Annotated in this window: 12 protein-coding genes; 2 read left to right on the plus strand and 10 right to left on the minus strand. The window is 74.7% G+C overall.

The features are described 5' to 3' along the window. The first annotated feature begins 47 nt into the window (after positions 1-47). On the plus strand, positions 48-614 hold the full coding sequence (locus ACZ6EM_RS23950) for an NIPSNAP family protein (protein ID WP_401054306.1): 567 nt from the start codon (positions 48-50) through the stop codon (positions 612-614). Positions 615-720: 106 nt separating this feature from the next. Here the strand turns inward: ACZ6EM_RS23950 and ACZ6EM_RS23955 are convergent, their stop codons facing one another. The 10 genes from ACZ6EM_RS23955 to pdxH form a co-directional block, all read right to left on the minus strand. Continuing rightward, positions 721-1,224 (minus strand): GNAT family N-acetyltransferase, encoded by a 504-nt coding sequence (locus ACZ6EM_RS23955; protein WP_465773200.1) that lies wholly within the window; start codon positions 1,222-1,224, stop codon positions 721-723. A 215-nt stretch (positions 1,225-1,439) separates the two neighbouring features. Then, complete coding sequence (locus tag ACZ6EM_RS23960) at positions 1,440-2,153, minus strand: AAC(3) family N-acetyltransferase (protein ID WP_380538373.1); 714 nt, start codon at positions 2,151-2,153, stop codon at positions 1,440-1,442. Positions 2,154-2,308: 155 nt separating this feature from the next. Beyond that, positions 2,309-4,714: an FxsB family cyclophane-forming radical SAM/SPASM peptide maturase gene (locus tag ACZ6EM_RS23965; RefSeq protein ID WP_401053479.1), complete on the minus strand. Its 2,406-nt coding sequence runs from the start codon at positions 4,712-4,714 to the stop codon at positions 2,309-2,311. A 61-nt stretch (positions 4,715-4,775) separates the two neighbouring features. Continuing rightward, entirely contained in the window at positions 4,776-4,961 is a 186-nt protein-coding gene (locus tag ACZ6EM_RS23970) for a hypothetical protein (protein WP_355268748.1), read from the minus strand. Between the two features lie 374 nt (positions 4,962-5,335). Further along, the gene (locus tag ACZ6EM_RS23975) at positions 5,336-6,403 is read right to left on the minus strand and encodes an aKG-HExxH-type peptide beta-hydroxylase (RefSeq protein WP_465773201.1); all 1,068 of its coding nucleotides are present in this window, start codon (positions 6,401-6,403) and stop codon (positions 5,336-5,338) included. Positions 6,404-6,603: 200 nt separating this feature from the next. Next, the gene (locus ACZ6EM_RS23980) at positions 6,604-7,764 is read right to left on the minus strand and encodes an FxsB family cyclophane-forming radical SAM/SPASM peptide maturase (protein WP_465773202.1); all 1,161 of its coding nucleotides are present in this window, start codon (positions 7,762-7,764) and stop codon (positions 6,604-6,606) included. Positions 7,765-7,799: 35 nt separating this feature from the next. After that, entirely contained in the window at positions 7,800-11,813 is a 4,014-nt protein-coding gene (gene fxsT, locus ACZ6EM_RS23985; protein ID WP_401050230.1) for an FxSxx-COOH system tetratricopeptide repeat protein, read from the minus strand. After that, entirely contained in the window at positions 11,803-13,191 is a 1,389-nt protein-coding gene (locus tag ACZ6EM_RS23990; RefSeq protein WP_452179031.1) for a TIR-like protein FxsC, read from the minus strand. The genes fxsT and ACZ6EM_RS23990 overlap by 11 nt, the downstream gene beginning before the upstream one ends. Before the next feature lie 239 nt (positions 13,192-13,430). Beyond that, positions 13,431-13,622, minus strand: a complete 192-nt coding sequence (gene fxsA, locus ACZ6EM_RS23995; protein ID WP_359913861.1) for an FxSxx-COOH cyclophane-containing RiPP peptide — start codon at positions 13,620-13,622, stop codon at positions 13,431-13,433. 154 nt (positions 13,623-13,776) lie between these two features. After that, positions 13,777-14,409 (minus strand): pyridoxamine 5'-phosphate oxidase, encoded by a 633-nt coding sequence (pdxH, locus tag ACZ6EM_RS24000; protein ID WP_380538477.1) that lies wholly within the window; start codon positions 14,407-14,409, stop codon positions 13,777-13,779. Between the two features lie 437 nt (positions 14,410-14,846). Between pdxH and ACZ6EM_RS24005 the strand changes: the two genes are divergently transcribed. Continuing rightward, on the plus strand, positions 14,847-15,947 hold the full coding sequence (locus ACZ6EM_RS24005; RefSeq protein ID WP_387691571.1) for a citrate synthase 2: 1,101 nt from the start codon (positions 14,847-14,849) through the stop codon (positions 15,945-15,947). Positions 15,948-16,086: the final 139 nt, after the last annotated feature.

Consider the following 16,086-nt stretch of genomic DNA (forward strand, 5'->3'; position numbering starts at 1 on the left):
ACGCTGCGGCGCATGAACGACTTCACCCGCACCGGCGCGGCCACGGCATGAACCTCATCGTCGAACTCCGCCAGTACACCCTGCACCCCGGCGCCCGGGAGACCCTGATCGAGCTGTTCGAGCGCGAGTTCGTGACCGGCCAGCAGGCGGTCGGCATCACCGTCGGCGGCCGCTTCCGCGACCTCGACGATCCGGACCGCTTCGTCTGGCTGCGCGCCTTCCCCGACATGGCCGACCGGCGGCGCGCCCTGGAGGCCTTCTACGGCGGCCCGGTCTGGCGGGAGCACCGCGACGCGGCCAACGCCACCATGGTCGACAGCGACGACGTCCTGCTGCTGCGCGGCCCCGGATTCACATCGCATGCGGGCGGCCGCGAGGTCCTCGCCACCGTCTGCCACCCGGCCGCCTCGGCGACCGTCCACGGCGGCGCCTTCGACTCCTTCGCCACCGAACACTTGCTCCCGGACCATGCGTTGCACCGCACCGAGCACGCCGAGAACGACTTCCCCCGACTGCCCGTCCGCACCGGCGAGGACGTCCGCGTCTGGTTCGGCCCCGCCGAGCCGGCCCCCTGGCCGTCCCGGCGGCTCCGGCTGGAACCAGTCGGGCCGTAGCCGCCGGGTGCACGCCGGCGTGCCCGGTGCGCCCGCGCCCTCAGGGGCCCATGACGCTCGTCCCCCGTGCCCCGGCGCGGGCCGGGGCACGGGGGACGAGGTCGGCTCACGCGCCGGCGTGCGCGGGCAGGGCGAGCCAGTCCGACCAGGAGATCTCACGGCCGAGGAAGCGGGGCCGCTCGAACGGCCAGTCGGCGGCGATCCACCGCGGCACCAGGGCGTCCATGGCCCGCTCGACCTCGCTGCCCACCAGCTCGTCCACCACCCACCAGGCGATCTCGCCGTCCGCACCGGCCTTCGCGGGCGGGTCGATGTAGACGCAGCCGAGCAGGGCCGTCTCGGCCGCGTCGAGCAGCGCGTAGTTGAAGGACTGGTGTGCGGCAATCTCCTTCTCGTGCCGCAGCAGGTCGGCCTGGTTGGCCTCGAAGGTCATGGTGGCCGCGGGCCAGCCCCAGGCCGGACCGAAGAGGGTCCACAGCCGTTCGCGCGAGCCCGTCACGGCCGGGTAGTCGAGCGGGGCATCCACCTCCCGGACCGGCCGCAGGTGATGGGCCCCGCCCGGCAGCGGCACCCGGACGGGATGGACGAAGTCATCGGGAAGCCAGCTCATGGCGCCCGACCGTAGCACCGCACGGACAGCCGCCCCCTGGACTTTCCCCGCACCGCCCGGACGTCCCGCACCCGCCGGCCCCGCCGCCGAAACACCGACCCCCGAAGTCTCGCGGGAAGTCGGCCGGGCCGACTTCCCGCGCACGCGATGGGGACGGGCGGGGCGAGGAGGAGGGGCGGGATCAGGTGTTGAGGGATGGGAACGAGGAGCGGGGTTCAGGGGCGGCCGCGGCGCAGGACGGCCTCGGCGAGGTCGACGGCCTCCCGCACCGGGACGAGCCGGCAGTCGGCGGTGCCGATGCGGGCGGTGGTGATGCCGCGGGCGGTGCGCAGGACCTCCTCCCCGAGGCGGTCGAAGTGGAGGTCGTCGAGGTCGGGGGCCCGGAAGGTGGTCCAGCCGTCCGCCCCGACGCAGCGGTACTCGCGCACCGTGACGTCGGGCATGCGCAGGTCGGCCAGGTGGAAGGCGGTGAACCGGCCCATCGGCACGCCGAGCATCAGCACCCGGGCGTCCAGTTCGTAGAGCCGCCCGAGCGGCGACTCCGGGCCGAGGTGGGAAGTCAGCGGGTGGCGCCCGGTGATCTCCCGGGCGAGCCGGCCCACGGCCGCCCAGGAGGTCTGCGGGTGGTGGCTGCGCAGTGCGCCCGGGTGGGTGCGGACCGCCTCCGACAGCGCCCCCATGGAGGGCGAGGCCGGGGTGGTGGCCGGATCGAAGCGGGGCATCCGGGCCTGGTAGTCCGCCACCGCCGCCGGGGAGAGACCGGCGGTGGCGCGCTGGTGGACGCGGGAGGTGGCGGAGTTCTCGGGCGTGGCGGTGTAGGCGACCAGGGTGCCGTCGGGGCCGAGGACTTCGAGCAGGGCCTCGACCACACCGGCCGCCCCTCCGGGCACCGGTCCGAGGGCGCGCAGGGACGCCTGGACGTGCAGCACCGTGCCCGGACGGACCCCGAGGTCGGCGAGGTCGCGGACGAGGGGATGGACGGGGGAGGCGACGGCGACGCCGCCGCGGGGTTCGGTGAGGATGGCGTTTCCCCGGGGTTGATGGCCCCGGGCGAGGGAGGACCCGGGGCGGCGGGAGTGGGAGGTCAGACCCCGGCCCGTTCGCGCCGTACCCGGTCGGCCGCCTGCTCGGCGGCGGCGGGCAGCGGCAGGGCGAGCCAGGGTGCCACGGTGGCACGCATGCCGTCGGCGAAGCGCGAGCCGGTCCCGGTCAGGGCCCCGGACGACGCCAGCCGCTCCACGGCTTCGGCGGTGTACCGCCGCCAGAGCGCGAACTGCTCCCGTGCCCGGTCGGCGGCCGGTCCCGGCAGTCCGTCGTACGCGCGGGTGCGGGTGCCCCAGTACTCGGTGACGGCCAGGTGGGCGTACGTGCCCTGGAGCAGCCCTTCGAGCGGCCGGGGGTCGGGCCGCCAGGGGGCGAGGTACAGCGTGGTGTCGGCGCGGTCGTACAGGTCCGTCAGGTCCAGCACCGCGCCGAGCTTGACGTGCTGGAACTCGTGCGCGAGCAGCAGGGCGAGGGTCGGCGCGGTGGCGGGCCGGGCGATGCCGACCGCGCCGTACGCCTGTCGGGCCGCCGAGCTGACGTCCCGGCCGGTCGGGCCCGGCCGCAACGGGGTGACCGTCGCCAGGCCGGCCCGGATGCCCTCCGCGTACCCGGGCAGGTCCCGCCCGAGCAGCTCCCAGGCCTCGCGCAACGCGCCCGTCCAGTCGAGCAGTTCGCCCTCGGACAGGCGGTCCGCCACCGGGTGGTCGTGGCAGTCGCGCAGCGGGTCGGTGTCCTCCAGGGCGACCGTCCAGCCGCCGGCCAGCCGGACCCGCCGCAGCGGTTCGTCCGGGACGGTGTGCACCGAGCCGTCGGACGCCCGCACCTCGAAGCCGTCGGCCCGCCCGGTGACCACGGCCTCGCCGTCGGGTACGGCGATCCGGCCGAGCGTCGGCAGGTGCAGCCACCCGCCGCGGACGGGCACCGCCATCGCGTCCCCCCGCCCGGCCCGCACCGCGGCCGCCGCGGCGAGCGCGGCCAGCGGGCCGAGCCCGACCGGCAGGTCCCCGGCGAGTCTGCGGGCCGCCCAGGAGCGGGCGTACGGGTGGGCGAGCACGGTGTCCACGGCGGCGGGGGCCGCCGAGTCGAGCTCCGCCAGCAGGGCCCACGCCTCGGCCCGCCCCTGTCCGGAGGCGTCCCAGGCGGCGGCCAGCATCGCTCGGGTGAGGGCGAGTTGGGAGCGGCCGAGCGCGGCGATGGTCTCCGCGCTCCCGTATCCGCGCGCCAGCTCGTCGAGTTGCGACGGGGTGAGCGCGCCGGGCGGCAGCGGCTCGGCGCCGGGCCGGTCGGCCTCGGCCGCCCGCACCGGAACGCCAGTCGAACTCCCGTTCCCCGCAATGCCGTTGATGAACGTCATGAGATCACCGCAGTAGACGGAGGGATGGTCGAAGCTGCCTCCTCCATCGTCGCTCCGATAGCGGTGGGCGTACAGCCCGCCACCGCAGGAGCGGACCACGGAGCAGGCGCGGCAGGCCTCGCTCAGCCCGGCCAGGCCGGACTGGCGGGCGGCGATGCCGGGGTGGCGGGCCAGGTCGTCGAGGCTGTGCGCGAAAACGTTCATGCCGGTGACGGGCGCGCCGTCGTACGCGGTCTTCAGGCTGTCGGCCTGCTCGAAGGTCCCGTCCGTCTCCAGGACCGCCAGGTCGGAGGGCTCCAGGCCGAGCGACTCGGTGAGGCTGGAGAATCCGCGCAGGGTCCGGTGCACGGACTCGAAGGTCCGTACGGCGAACGGCCGTCCGTCCGCTTCCCACAGCCCGTGGACGGTCAGCAGCCAGTCGGCGTACGGGGTGGTGGCCGGTCCGGCGGGGCGCGCGGGCGGATCGTCCCAGGTGGCGTGCGGAAGCAGGAAGTCCACGGCGGGCGGGCGGAGTTCGGCCAGCGCCCGGTACACGGCCACCGGGTCGTTCTCGACGTCCATCGTGCACAGCAGCCCGGCGAACAGGTGCCGGTGCTCGGGCTCGTTCAGCAGCGCGACCGCCCGCAGCACCTGCGGGTGGCTGCTGCGTCCGTCGGCGAACCGCCGGTGGCGGTCGTTGGCGGCCCGGTCGCCGTCCAGCGAGATGCCGACCTTGATGTCCTGCTCCGCGAACAGCGAGCAGAAGTCCCGGCTCAACAGCACGCCGTTGGTGTGGATGCGCAGGTCGAGCACGCAGCCGGGCGGGAGTGCCGCCCGGAGCGTCCCGGCGGCGCGGCGCAAGCGGTCCGGGCCGGCGAGCAGGGGTTCTCCCCCGTGCAGGACGACCCGGACGGCGGGCAGCCGGTGGGCGGCCGCGTGCTCACCGATGCGCTCGGCGGCCTTGGCCATGATCCCGTCCGCGATGACCTTCGGCCGGGAGCGCCAGCTGCTGTCCGCATGCTCGTAGACGTAACAGTGGTCGCAGGCCAGATCGCACCTGCTGTGCATCTTGACCACGAACTGCGTCAACGGCAGCGGAATCGACGTCGTCATGGAACTGTTCGGCTCGGTTCGGTCTGCTCGGTCTGGGTTCCGCTCGGAGGTCCGGGTCGGGTCAGATCGAGGAGTTGAAGGCAGCGACCGGCACGAGGCCGGATTCCGCGCCGGGGAGCGCGCGCTGGAGCCGGGAGGCGAGCTCTTCCGCGCCGAGCGCGGCGAGATCGGCGAGGGAGGGGCGTTCCGGCGTCTCCTGAGGGTCAGTGAGCTTGCCGGCCGGCCTGGTGCTGGTTACCGGGGTCATATTCGTTTCCTTAGGCGCGGTTAGGACCTGCCGAGGGTGGGTAAGCCCACCCGGTTGCGACCAATGTAGTGCCAGCGAAGACTCCGCGCGGCACCTTGCGGACTCACGTTGAACTCCCCAGGCGGTCCACGTCGTACGACAGCGCGCTGAGCCCCCAGAATTCACCCGTTCAGCGGTCGCGCACTTTGCCCTGGCGCACGCCGAAGCGCACCGCCGGGACGAGCACCCGGACGAACACCCGGGCCCGCATCCGGAAGAGAACCCGGAGGAGGACCGGGACCAGCACCTGAACCAGTACCTGGGCACACCCCGGGAGTGCCCGGGGATGCCCTCCGACAAGCACGCCATCCGGCCAAGCGTCCGATGTCCGGGATTCATTCCCCCGGCTCGCCGAGCTCCCGGACGGTCCGCACCAGCTCCTCGGTGAACTCCAGCCCGCTCGACGTCAGTTCGCCACAGCCCAGGAGCGTCCGCCCGGCGGCCAGGGTGTGCGTCCGCCAGCGCGCGAACTCCCCGTGCGCGCGGGCGGCGTCGCCCGCCCCGGCGGCCGCCTCCGCCCGCCAGAAGTCCGCCACGCCCAGGTGCGCGTACGCCCCCTGGAGCAGCGCCCCGGCCGGGCGCGGGTCGGGCCGCCAGGGGGCGTGGTGGATGGCCGGGCCGCTGGGGCGGTGCAGCGGCACCAGGTCTAGCAGGGCGCCGAGTTGGACGTGGAGGAACTCGTGCACCAGGGCCAGTGCCAGCAGCACCGGATCGCCCGGCAGCGAGGCCGCCACCGCGCCGTAGGCCCGCCGGGCGGCGGCGCTCACCGCCTCCCCGCCGGGGGCGGGCCGCAGCGGGACGACGGTGGTCACGCAGGCCGCGACGGCCGCCGCATGGCGGCGGTGACGGCGCACCAGGATGTCCCAGGCCTCGGACACCCGCTGTTCCCAGAGCCCGAGTTCGGCGCCGGCGAGCGGACCGGCCGGCGGACGTCCGTAGTCCACCCGGCGCGGGCCGGCGTGGTCGATCGACGGCGCCCAGCGCAGCCCGTCGCACTCCAGCGCGAGGGGCGCGCCGGAGCCGGGGCGGAGGAACTCGCCCAGCCCGCCGAGCGGAACGTCCTCCCCCGCCGCCGCGCCGCGCAGGCAGTCCGCCGCCCAGGCGTCCAACTCGGGCCGCAGCAGCACCTCCTCCCACCGCTCCCGGTCGTCCCGCTGCAGCGCCCGCACCCGGGCGTACGCCTCCCGGTAGCCGTCGTGCTCCGGCACCGCCCGGCGCAGCGCCAGCAGCAGCAGCGCCCGCTTGCTCAACTGCCCGCCGCGCAGCAGCCGGACGGCCTGCGGCCCGCCGCGCGCGCCCGCGATCGCCCGGAACGTCTCCCGGTCCACGCCGTGCCGGGGCAGCCCGTCCGCCCCGCGGGCGCCCGGTACCCCGGCCGCCACCACCTCGCCCGTACCCGCCACCGGTCCTCCTCCTCGTCCGTTCGGCTCCCGGCCCGGTCGGCCGGCCCATCGCCCAACCCGCCGGGTCCGTCCGCAGTCTCCCCGCGCCGGGGCGGATCAGCCGGACGGCGGCCGGGCATGACCCGGACGGGTGAGCCGAACCGCCGCCCGCCGACGCCCGACGCCCACCAGGAACCCGCCACCCGGGCCCGCGCCGGTCCTCAGCTCCCCGCCAGCCCCGCCACCCCCGCCCGCAGGCGCCCCGCGATGTGCCGGACCAGCCGGTCCAGGTCCGCGCAGTACACCGACGGGTGCCCGAAGCCGTCCCCCGCGTACCGGTGCGCGTACAGCCCCCCGCCGCAGACCCGGGCCAGCGGGCAGCCGGCGCAGACCGGCCCGAGGCCCGCGAGGCCGCGCTGGCGGGCCCGGAAGGCCGGGTGCGCGCCCGCCCGCGCGAAGTCGTGCCGCCACACGTCCAGGCCGGTCCCGGGGGCGCCGTCGTAGGCCACCTTGAGGCTGTCCGCCTGCTCGATCGTCCCGTCCGCCTCGACCACCACCAGGTCGACGGGCGCCAGCCCGACCGCCTCGCTGGCCGCCCGCCCGCCGAGCAGCAGCACCGCCAGCTCCTCGAACAGCCGCACCCCGGTCTCCCGGCGCGGCGCGTCGTACCAGCGGTCGAAGGCGGCGATCAGCCACTGCCCGTACGGCGCCGGCTCCGCGCCCGACGGCGGCGCGTCCGGCAGCGGCCGCGGCCGGACGCCGGGCGGCGGCTCCCGCCAGGTCGCGTGCGGCAGCAGCAGGTCGATCCGGGGCGGCGCGAACTCCAGCAGCGCCTCGTAGGTGGCCACCGGGTCGGACTCCAGGTCGACGACGCACAGCAGGCCGGCGAAGAGGTCCCGGTGCCGGTCCGAGCCGAGCAGCCGCACCGCCTCCGCGGTACGCGCCCAACTGCCGGTGCCGGAGGGCGTTCTGCGGTGCCGGTCGTGGTCGGCCCGGGTGCCGTCCAGCGAGACCCCGACCGCGACCCGGTGCCGGTGCAGCACGTCGAGCAGGGCCGGTTCGTCCAGCAGCCTCAGCCCGTTGGTCTGCACGGTGAACCGCTTCCGGGGCCGGACGGCCGCCAACTCGGCCAGCAGCGCGTCCAGATGGGCCGCGCCGACGAGCAGCGGCTCGCCGCCGTGCAGCACCACGGACACCTCGTCCAGCCCGTGCTCGGCCGCGTGCTCCTCGATCCGCCGGGCGGTGCGGCGGACGGTCGCGAGTTCCATCCGTCGCGGCCGCCCGCGCCAGCTCTGGTCCGCGCCCTCGTACACGTAGCAGTAGTCGCAGGCCAGGTTGCACCGACTGTGGATCTTCAGCAGGAACTGCCGGAACGGCACCATGCCGGTGAGCCTAGGCCACGCCGGCCGACCGTCCGTCACACGTGCGGCGGCTCCACGTCGGAGTCCAGCCGCGTCCCGGCCCGCACCGCGATCGTCGTCGGGTGCTCCTCCCCCAGGGTGATCCGGGCCCGCCGGATGCAGTCCGCCCGCAGCTCCGCCGCCCGCTCGGCGTACCCGAGGGCGGCCATCGACAGCGAGAGGTTGGAGTTGATGCCGATGGAGTCGTAGTGGTCCTGGCCGAGGGCCTCGGTCATCAGCGGCGCGGCCTCCAGTTCCAGGTCGAGCGCGTCCTGGAGCTCCCCGGCCAGCGACAGGTCGTTGGCGTGGTTCATCATCGCGATCGGGATGTAGAGGTGGTGCGCGCCGAGGACGGTGCGGAACTGCGCCAGCGTACGGCCGGACAGCTCGCGCGCCTCCGTCGCGCGCCCCGCCAGCCGCAGGTACACCGAGAGGTTGTTGGCGCCGGCCAGCGTCACCGGGTGGTTCTCGCCCAGGTAGTCGCGGTACCGCGCCAGCGCCCGTTCGGCCAGCGGGATCGCCCGCCCGGTGTCGCCGAGCGCGTTGAGGTCGCTGGCCAGGTTGGTGGCGGCGGCCAGGGTGTCGGGGTGCTCGGGGCCGTTGATGTCCAGGTAGCGCTGGTAGATGTCCTCGTCGATCTCCAGGGCCTCGTGGTACCGGCCGGCCCGGCGCAGCGCCACGGCCAGGTTCTTGCGGGCGCGCAGGGTGTCGGTGTGGCTGTCGCCGATGGTCTGCTGGTAGATCCGGACGGTCTCCTCCAGCAGGTCCAGGGCCTCCCGCAGCCGCCCGGTCTCGCGCAGGTCGCGGGCGTAGTTGGAGGCCGAGGAGAGCGCGTAGAGGCTGTGCGCACCGAGCGCGTCGCGCTGCTGGAGGTAGTTGCTGCGGTGCCGTTCCAGGGCGGCCCTGCGGTCGCCGGCCAGGTAGTCGGAGACGGCGAGGTTGTTGGTGATCATCAGGGTCCGGGGGTGGTCCGGGCCGAGGGTGCGCCGGGCGGCGTCCAGGGTGCGTCGGTCGAGCGCCCGGGCCTCGTCGTAGCGGCCGAGGAAGCGCAGGTCGGCGCCGAGGCTGTTGGCGACGGCGAGGGTGTGGGAGTGCTCCGGGCCCAGCGTCGCGGTGAAGCGCTCCAGGATGTCCCGGTCCATCTCGTACGCCTCCTGGAGGGCGCCCTGGGAGCGGCGGATGTTGCTCAGCTGGGTGCGCAGCATGAGCGTCTGGGCGTCGTTGTCGACGTCGAAGCCGGGCCCGCCGTAGCCGTCCTGGCGCCAGTGCTCCAGGGTCCGTTCGGCGAGTTCCCGGCCGGACTCGTGCAGGCTGCGCTTCCACTGGTAGCGGACCGAGTCGATGATCCACTGCCGGACGTCCTCGTCGGCGCTGTCGAGCGCTCCGGACGGCCAGAGGTGGGGCAGGAGTTCGGCGTACTCGGCCCAGTTCACGGGCACGTCCGGGTCGCCGGGGTTGGCGGTGGCGAGCGCGGCGTGGACGACGCCGCGCAGTTCGGCCCGCCGCTCCTCCTCGACCTGGTCCCGCAGCACCGCCTGGACCAGCCGGTGCACGGTGATGGTCTCGCTGCCCTGGTCGGTGCGGGCGAGCCCGAAGCGGTTGATGGCGCGCAGGAACTCGCCGATCGCGAGCTTGTCGCGGGGCGCGCGCGGGGGCAGCCGCAGGGCGCGGGTGACGGCTCGGCTGTAGAGCAGCCGCATCGGGATGGCGTCCGGGCCGAAGAAGGCGCAGATCTCCAGGATCTGGGCGGCCGGGGCGTTCATCCGGCGCAGCTCCTCGACCGAGATGCGCCAGGTCGCGGCGGCCGAGTGCGGGTAGTCGGCGGCGCGCAGCCGGGTGCGCTCCAGCATCTCGGTGAGCTCTTCGTCGAGCAGTTCGAGGTAGGTGGCGATCGGCATCGACGTCTCCTGGAGCCAGACGGCGGCCTGGCCGACGGCGAGCGGCAGGTCGCCGAGGCGCTGCGCGACCTGGTCGGCGTCCTCCGAGGAGAGCCCGCCGTTGAAGCGGCGCAGCAGCCGGACGCTCTCCTCGCGGAGGAAGACGTCGACCTCCACCAGGCCGGCGTGCCGGGCCCAGCCCTGGTTGCGGGAGGTGATCAGCACGTGCCCGCCGGAGGAGCCGGCCGGCTGCCAGGGGGCGAGCTCCTCGGGGGTGCCGGCGTTGTCGAAGACGAGCAGCCACCGGCGGTACGGCTGGCCGCGGCGCAGCGCGTCGAGCACGGCGGCGGCGGTGTGCGCGACGTCGTCGCTGGTGGGCACGCCGAGCCGGGGCGCGAGTTCGGCGAGCTTCTGCGGGATGTTGGCGGGCTCCTCGGCGGGCACCCACCAGACCACGTCGTAGGCGGCCTTGAAGCGGTGCGCGTACTCGGCGGCGATCTGGGACTTGCCGGCGCCGCCGAAGCCGTAGAGCACCTGGCTGAGCACGGCGGCGGGTCCGCCGGTGAAGCGGTTGCGGAGCAGTTCGAGCAGCTTGCCGCGGCCGATGAAGGCGGCGTTGCGCGAGGGCGCCTCCTGGACCTGCGGGGCGGTGCCGGGGAACCGCGCGGGGGCGGCGAACTCCCCGCTGTCGGTGTCCGATTGGCGGCTGCTGCCGGGCGGCGGGCCGAGTTCGGCGTAGAGCTGGGACTCGGCGCCGACCGCGGAGGAGCGGACCAGGTCGGGCACCGGCGGCCCGGTGAACGGGCGGGGCACCGGCTCGTCCGAGTCCTGGAGCCGGAAGGCGACCAACGACGGTGATCCGGAGGCGAGTTCGCGCCCCTGGAGGAGCTGCCAGACCTCGGCCGCGCGGGGCAGCGCGGTGTACTCGGGCGAGAGCAGCGCGAGCAGCCGGCCCTGGCCGTCGACCGGCCCGGCGACCTCCGGCGGCCGGGGGCCGCTGTACGGCTCGGCGGCGCTGTGCAGGGAGGTCTGGTAGCCGAAGCGGGTGAGCGTCCCGGCGGCCCACTCGGCCCACATCCGGTCCTCGGGGGCGTAGCTGACGAACACCTGGCGCGGAACCGCCCGGGCGGAGCGCAGGTAGGCGCCGTAGAGCCGGCGGCGGGTCTCGGCGGTGAGCGGGCGCAGGGCGCGGACCCGGCCGTCGGTGATCCAGCCGGCCAGCCGCTCGAAGGCGTTGAGCAGGCTGCGGGCCTCCTGCGGCCGGTCGGCGACGGTGGCGGGCACCTCCTCGTAGGCGTAGAAGGGCTTGTACGGCACCTCGACGTCGGCCCAGTAGCCGGCCCGGCGGTCGCCGGCCAGCCAGCGGCCGAGGTAGGGGGCGAAGGCCTCGCGGGCGTAGTCGCGGCCGGCCTCCAGGCGCTCCTGCTCGGCGTCCTCGACCCGCATCGGCACCGGCAGGACCCGGATCGCCCGCTCCTCGGCCGCGGCGATGTCGCGGGCCGCGTCGACGCCGCCGCGGATGTTCTGGACGCTGAAGGTGAAGCAGTCCACCACGGTGTCGGGCATCAGGACGGTGCAGATGCCGGAGGTGTCGCTGACGCCGGTGCGGCTGTCGATGAGCACGTAGTCGTAGCCGCGGGCCCAGCGGTCGCGCAGCTCGCGCAGGAACTCGCCGCCGCGGATGTCCCGGCCGTGGTAGAAGCTGCGCCAGTTGAAGCTGGTGACGGCGGCGGCGTAGGCGGCGTTCTGCCGGCCGGCGGGCAGGAAGTCGAGCCGGCCGCCGGGCGGCAGGTCGAGGGCGAGGCCGCAGACGTAGCCGTCCAGGCGCCCGGGCTCGTCCAGCCAGGCGGCCGGGGACTGCCCGACCGGCCCGGCGGTGGAGGGCAGCGCCTGCTTGACGTAGGAGCGCAGCAGGTCGATCAGGCCGTCGGTGGAGTGCAGTTCCGGGTCGACCAGCAGCGGGTGGTAGTAGCGGTGGAGGCCGGGCGCCTCCAGGTCCCAGTCGACGACCAGGACGCGCAGGCCGCGGCTGGCGAGGATCCAGCCGACGTTGGCGAGCGCCATGGTGCGGCCGGTGCCGCCCTTGAAGGAGTAGAACGTGACGACCGATCCCGGTCCGCCGCGCTCCGGATCCGCGCCGGGCTCAGTGGTCATCGTTCTTCTCCCCCCTCAGCGGGACAGCGGTGTCCTTGCCCCGGCTCTGGTGCGGCAGGTCGGTGGAACCCGGGAGGCCCCGGTTGACGTGTGCGGGCCCCCGGCGGGGCCCCGGCGGGCCGGCCGGGATGGTCAGCCCGGGCATCGCCGGGCCGGTGTCCGGGCCGCCGGGGCCGAGGCCGAAGGCGTCGCCGCCATCGTCCCCCCAATCCAGGTTGTCGTCCATGAGCTTGTTCTGAGCGACCGTCACCATGATGGTGAGGTCGTTGTCGAAGCTCTCCCGGCTCACTTTGACCCGGAACAAGTGCTCCAGGTCGCTCCGGCGCAGCCAGTTGCGCCGGAACACGTCGCGCACGCCCGCCCAGAGCGCGTCGCGCTCCGGCCCGTCGGCCGGGTCGCCGCTGCCGGTGGGCACCATCACGCCGGTGACGGGGTGGTTCTGCTCGTCGTACGCGCGCAGCGCGGAGCGGTAGCGCTCGGCTCCGGCCACCCACGGGTCCACCAGCAGGATGCTGACCTGGCTGTCCTCGCGGGCCTGGTCGAGCTTGTCGGCGAGGGCGGTGTCGACCTCCTCCAGCGTGGTGGTGTGTCCGGCGCCGGTGATCACCTGCTGGGCGCGGGCCGCCAGGGACGGCTGGACGGGCGGGTGGTAGGGCGCCCAGTGCCACGGCTTGGAGCCGTACCAGCCGCCCTCGGCGGCGGACTCCGAGGCGCGCCCGGCCGCGATGAACAGCCGCACCATCCCGGGGGCGGACGCCGCGGGCGGCGCCGCCGGGGGCGGGAAGTAGCCGCGCACGGCGCCGAGGTCGAACTCGGGCAGCTCGCCGAGCCGGCGCGCGGCCGCGTCCCGGACCCGCTCCGCGACCACCCGGACGACCTGCTCGTACGCCCCGCCCTGCGCGGTGCGCAGCAGTGCCCGCAGGCCGTACCGGGCGTAGGCCTCGCCCATGTCCGGCTGGGCCCACTGGATCTTGTTGACCTCGTCGGCCAGGTCGCCCGGCTCGACGGGTTCCCAGAGCACCGGGACGAGCGCCGAGATGAGTTCCCCGGTCTCCTCGTGGTGGCGCCGGACCCGGCCGCGGAAGGCGGTCCACTCCTTGCCGCAGTAGAGGCTGGTGAAGTAGGCCGGGGAGTAGAGCGCGATCATGGTCCGGCTGCGGCCGAGCATCGTGGCCAGCCGCTCGGCCCAGTCGTCGCCCAGGCGCAGCTGCTCGGTGTCCCGGTAGGCCAGTTCCTCGCTGCGCACGCCGGTGCCGACCAGCCGCCCGAGTTCGTCCCGCAGGTCGTTGAAGAACTGGTTGACGAAGGCGTCCTCGGCCTCGAAGTCCCGACGCGCGTAGCTGAAGAAGAAGTACGGCCGGTGTTGTTCCTGCTCCATCACCTGTTCCCCCCGTGCCCAACGGTCCGCGACGGCGCTGGTTTCATACCCCAGCATGTCCCGAACTCCACCGTCCACGCTGGCGAGTTGGCGGATTCGGCCGCCTCGTGGGGTTTAGCCGGTGGTCAGGCGCACTTCCCCGGCCGGGGGCGCTCCGGCGCTCAGGGGGCGCACCGGCGGGGGCGCGGGCGCCCGTCGGGCTCGACGCGCCGGGTGCGGGGGCGCGGGCTCCCGCGGTGCTACCGGTCGAGCGCCGACTGGAAGGCCGCGAGCGGCTCCGCGCCGGGGGTCAGGGCGTCCGCGACCACCCGGCGCAGCAGGTCACCGAGGACGGTGTCGGGCAGGGCGTCGAGTTCGTCGAGCGGCAGGGCGGCGACGTCGACCAGGTCAGAGCCGAGTCCAGCGGCGGTTCCCGCACCGGTGACGCCCATCAGTCCCTCACTCAGTCCCTCACTCGATCGTGTCGGCACGGCGGGCCGCCGGCCGGAGCTGCATCGGCCCAGGTCCGCGACGGGCATCCTACCGGACGGATGACGGTCCATCAGCTCCGCGCGGACGCCGCGCGGAGCCTTTGGGCCGAAGGGATCACGGGCAGAGCCGCTCCACCCGCCACCCCGTCGGGCCGGACGGGTCGGCGACGTAGCGGAGCCGGTCGTGCAGCCGGTTCTCCCGGCCCTGCCAGAACTCGACGCTCTGCGGGACCACCCGGTACCCGCCCCAGAACGGCGGGACGGGCACGCCCTCGCCCTCCGGGTAGCGCCGCTCCAGCTCGGCGTAGCGCTGTTCGAGGACCTCCCGGCCGCCGACCGGGCTGGACTGCTCGCTGGCCCAGGCGCCCAACTGGGAGCCGTGCGGGCGGGTGCGGAAGTAGGCGGCGGTCTCGTCCCGGCCGACCTTCTCCACCCGGCCCTGGACGATCACCTGGCGGGCCAGCGCGATCCACGGGAAGAGCAGCCCCGCGTACGGGTTGGCGGCCAGCTCGGAGCCCTTGCGGGAGCCGTAGTTGGTGAAGAACACGAAGCCGCGCAGGTCGTAGCCCTTGAGCAGGACGGTGCGCGAGCTGGGCCGCCCCTCGGCGTCGGCGGTGGAGAGCACCATGGCGTTGGGCTCCACCACCCCGGCGTCGTCCGCCTCGTGGAACCAGCGGGTGAACTGGCCGATCGGCTCGGGCGCGAGCCGCTCCTCGACCAGGCCCTCGTGGCTGTAGTGCTTGCGCATCACGGTGAGGTCCGGTCCGGGGCGGGCCTCGTCGGCCAGGGTCCGGTTGGCGGGGCTCGGGGGCGTCGACTGGGCGCGATCCGGGGTCTGCACGCCAACATCATCCCGTACGACAAGCAACGGGCGCCGCTACCTCCGGACAAACCCCGGTGGGAGATGAGGTGACCCGCCGCCGCTTGACCGCCCGCCCCGTGGGGAATTGTCCGGAACAAGGCGTTTGGTTCCCGGGATCGCAGGGGTTCCGGCGCTCCCCCGGGCGCGACCGGCCCCTCCGGCGGGCACGTCGAGCGGGCCCGCGGGAAACATCACCACGGTGGTGTATGGCGCAATGCACCCCGTGCCTGTCACTCTGGCACCGAGTGCCAAACACCATTCGGTCACTGGTGCGCCGCCCCACCACGGCGGAGCGCCGATCACAGAACTGAGGGAGCCGTCGCATGTCCGATTTCGTACCCGGGCTTGAGGGAGTCGTCGCGTTCGAGAGCGAGATCGCCGAACCCGACCGTGAGGGCGGCGCCCTGCGGTACCGCGGTGTCGACATCGACGACCTGGTGGGCAACGTCTCCTTCGGCCACGTCTGGGGCCTGCTGGTGGACGGCAAGTTCAACCCCGGCCTGCCGGCCGCCGAGCCGTTCCCGATCCCCGTGCACTCCGGCGACATCCGGGTCGACGTGCAGTCCGCACTCGCCATGCTCGCCCCGGTCTGGGGCCTCAAGCCGCTGCTGGACATCGACGCCGAGCAGGCCCGCGACGACCTCGCCCGGGCCGCCGTGATGGCCCTGTCCTACGTCGCCCAGTCGGCCCGCGGCCAGGGCCTGCCGATGGTCCCGCAGAGCGAGATCGACAAGGCCGAGACGGTCGTCGAGCGGTTCATGATCCGCTGGCGGGGCGAGCCGGACCCGAAGCACGTCAAGGCCGTCGACGCCTACTGGACCTCGGCCGCCGAGCACGGCATGAACGCCTCCACCTTCACCGCCCGGGTCATCGCCTCCACCGGCGCCGACGTCGCGGCCGCCCTCTCGGGCGCGGTCGGCGCGATGTCCGGCCCGCTGCACGGCGGCGCGCCGTCGCGCGTGCTCGGCATGATCGAGGAGATCGAGCGCACCGGCGACGCGACCGCCTGGGTCAAGAACGCCCTGGACAAGGGCGAGCGCCTGATGGGCTTCGGCCACCGCGTCTACCGCGCCGAGGACCCGCGCGCCCGGGTGCTGCGCCGCACCGCCAAGGAGCTCGGTGCGCCGCGCTTCGAGGTCGCCGAGGCGCTGGAGAAGGCCGCGCTGGAGGAGCTGCACAACCGTCGCCCCGACCGCGTGCTGGCCACCAACGTCGAGTTCTGGGCCGCCATCATGCTGGACTTCGCCGAGGTCCCGGCGCACATGTTCACCTCGATGTTCACCTGCGCGCGTACCGCCGGCTGGTCGGCGCACATCCTGGAGCAGAAGCGCACGGGCCGGCTCGTGCGCCCCTCCGCGCGCTACATCGGCCCCGGCCCGCGCCGCCCCGAGGAGATCGAGGGCTGGGACGCCATCGTCCGCTGATCCCCTCCCCGGGGATACCGGACGAGCGTCCGGACAGTGCCCCTGAGCAGCGGGTCCGGCTCCGGCCGGGCCCGCTGCCGCCTGTCTGCGGCCCGCCTCCGAGCAACAGTGATCACGGTCTCAGCGGGCGGACGGCCGT

It is taken from the genome of Kitasatospora sp. NPDC041917 (genome assembly GCF_055589745.1).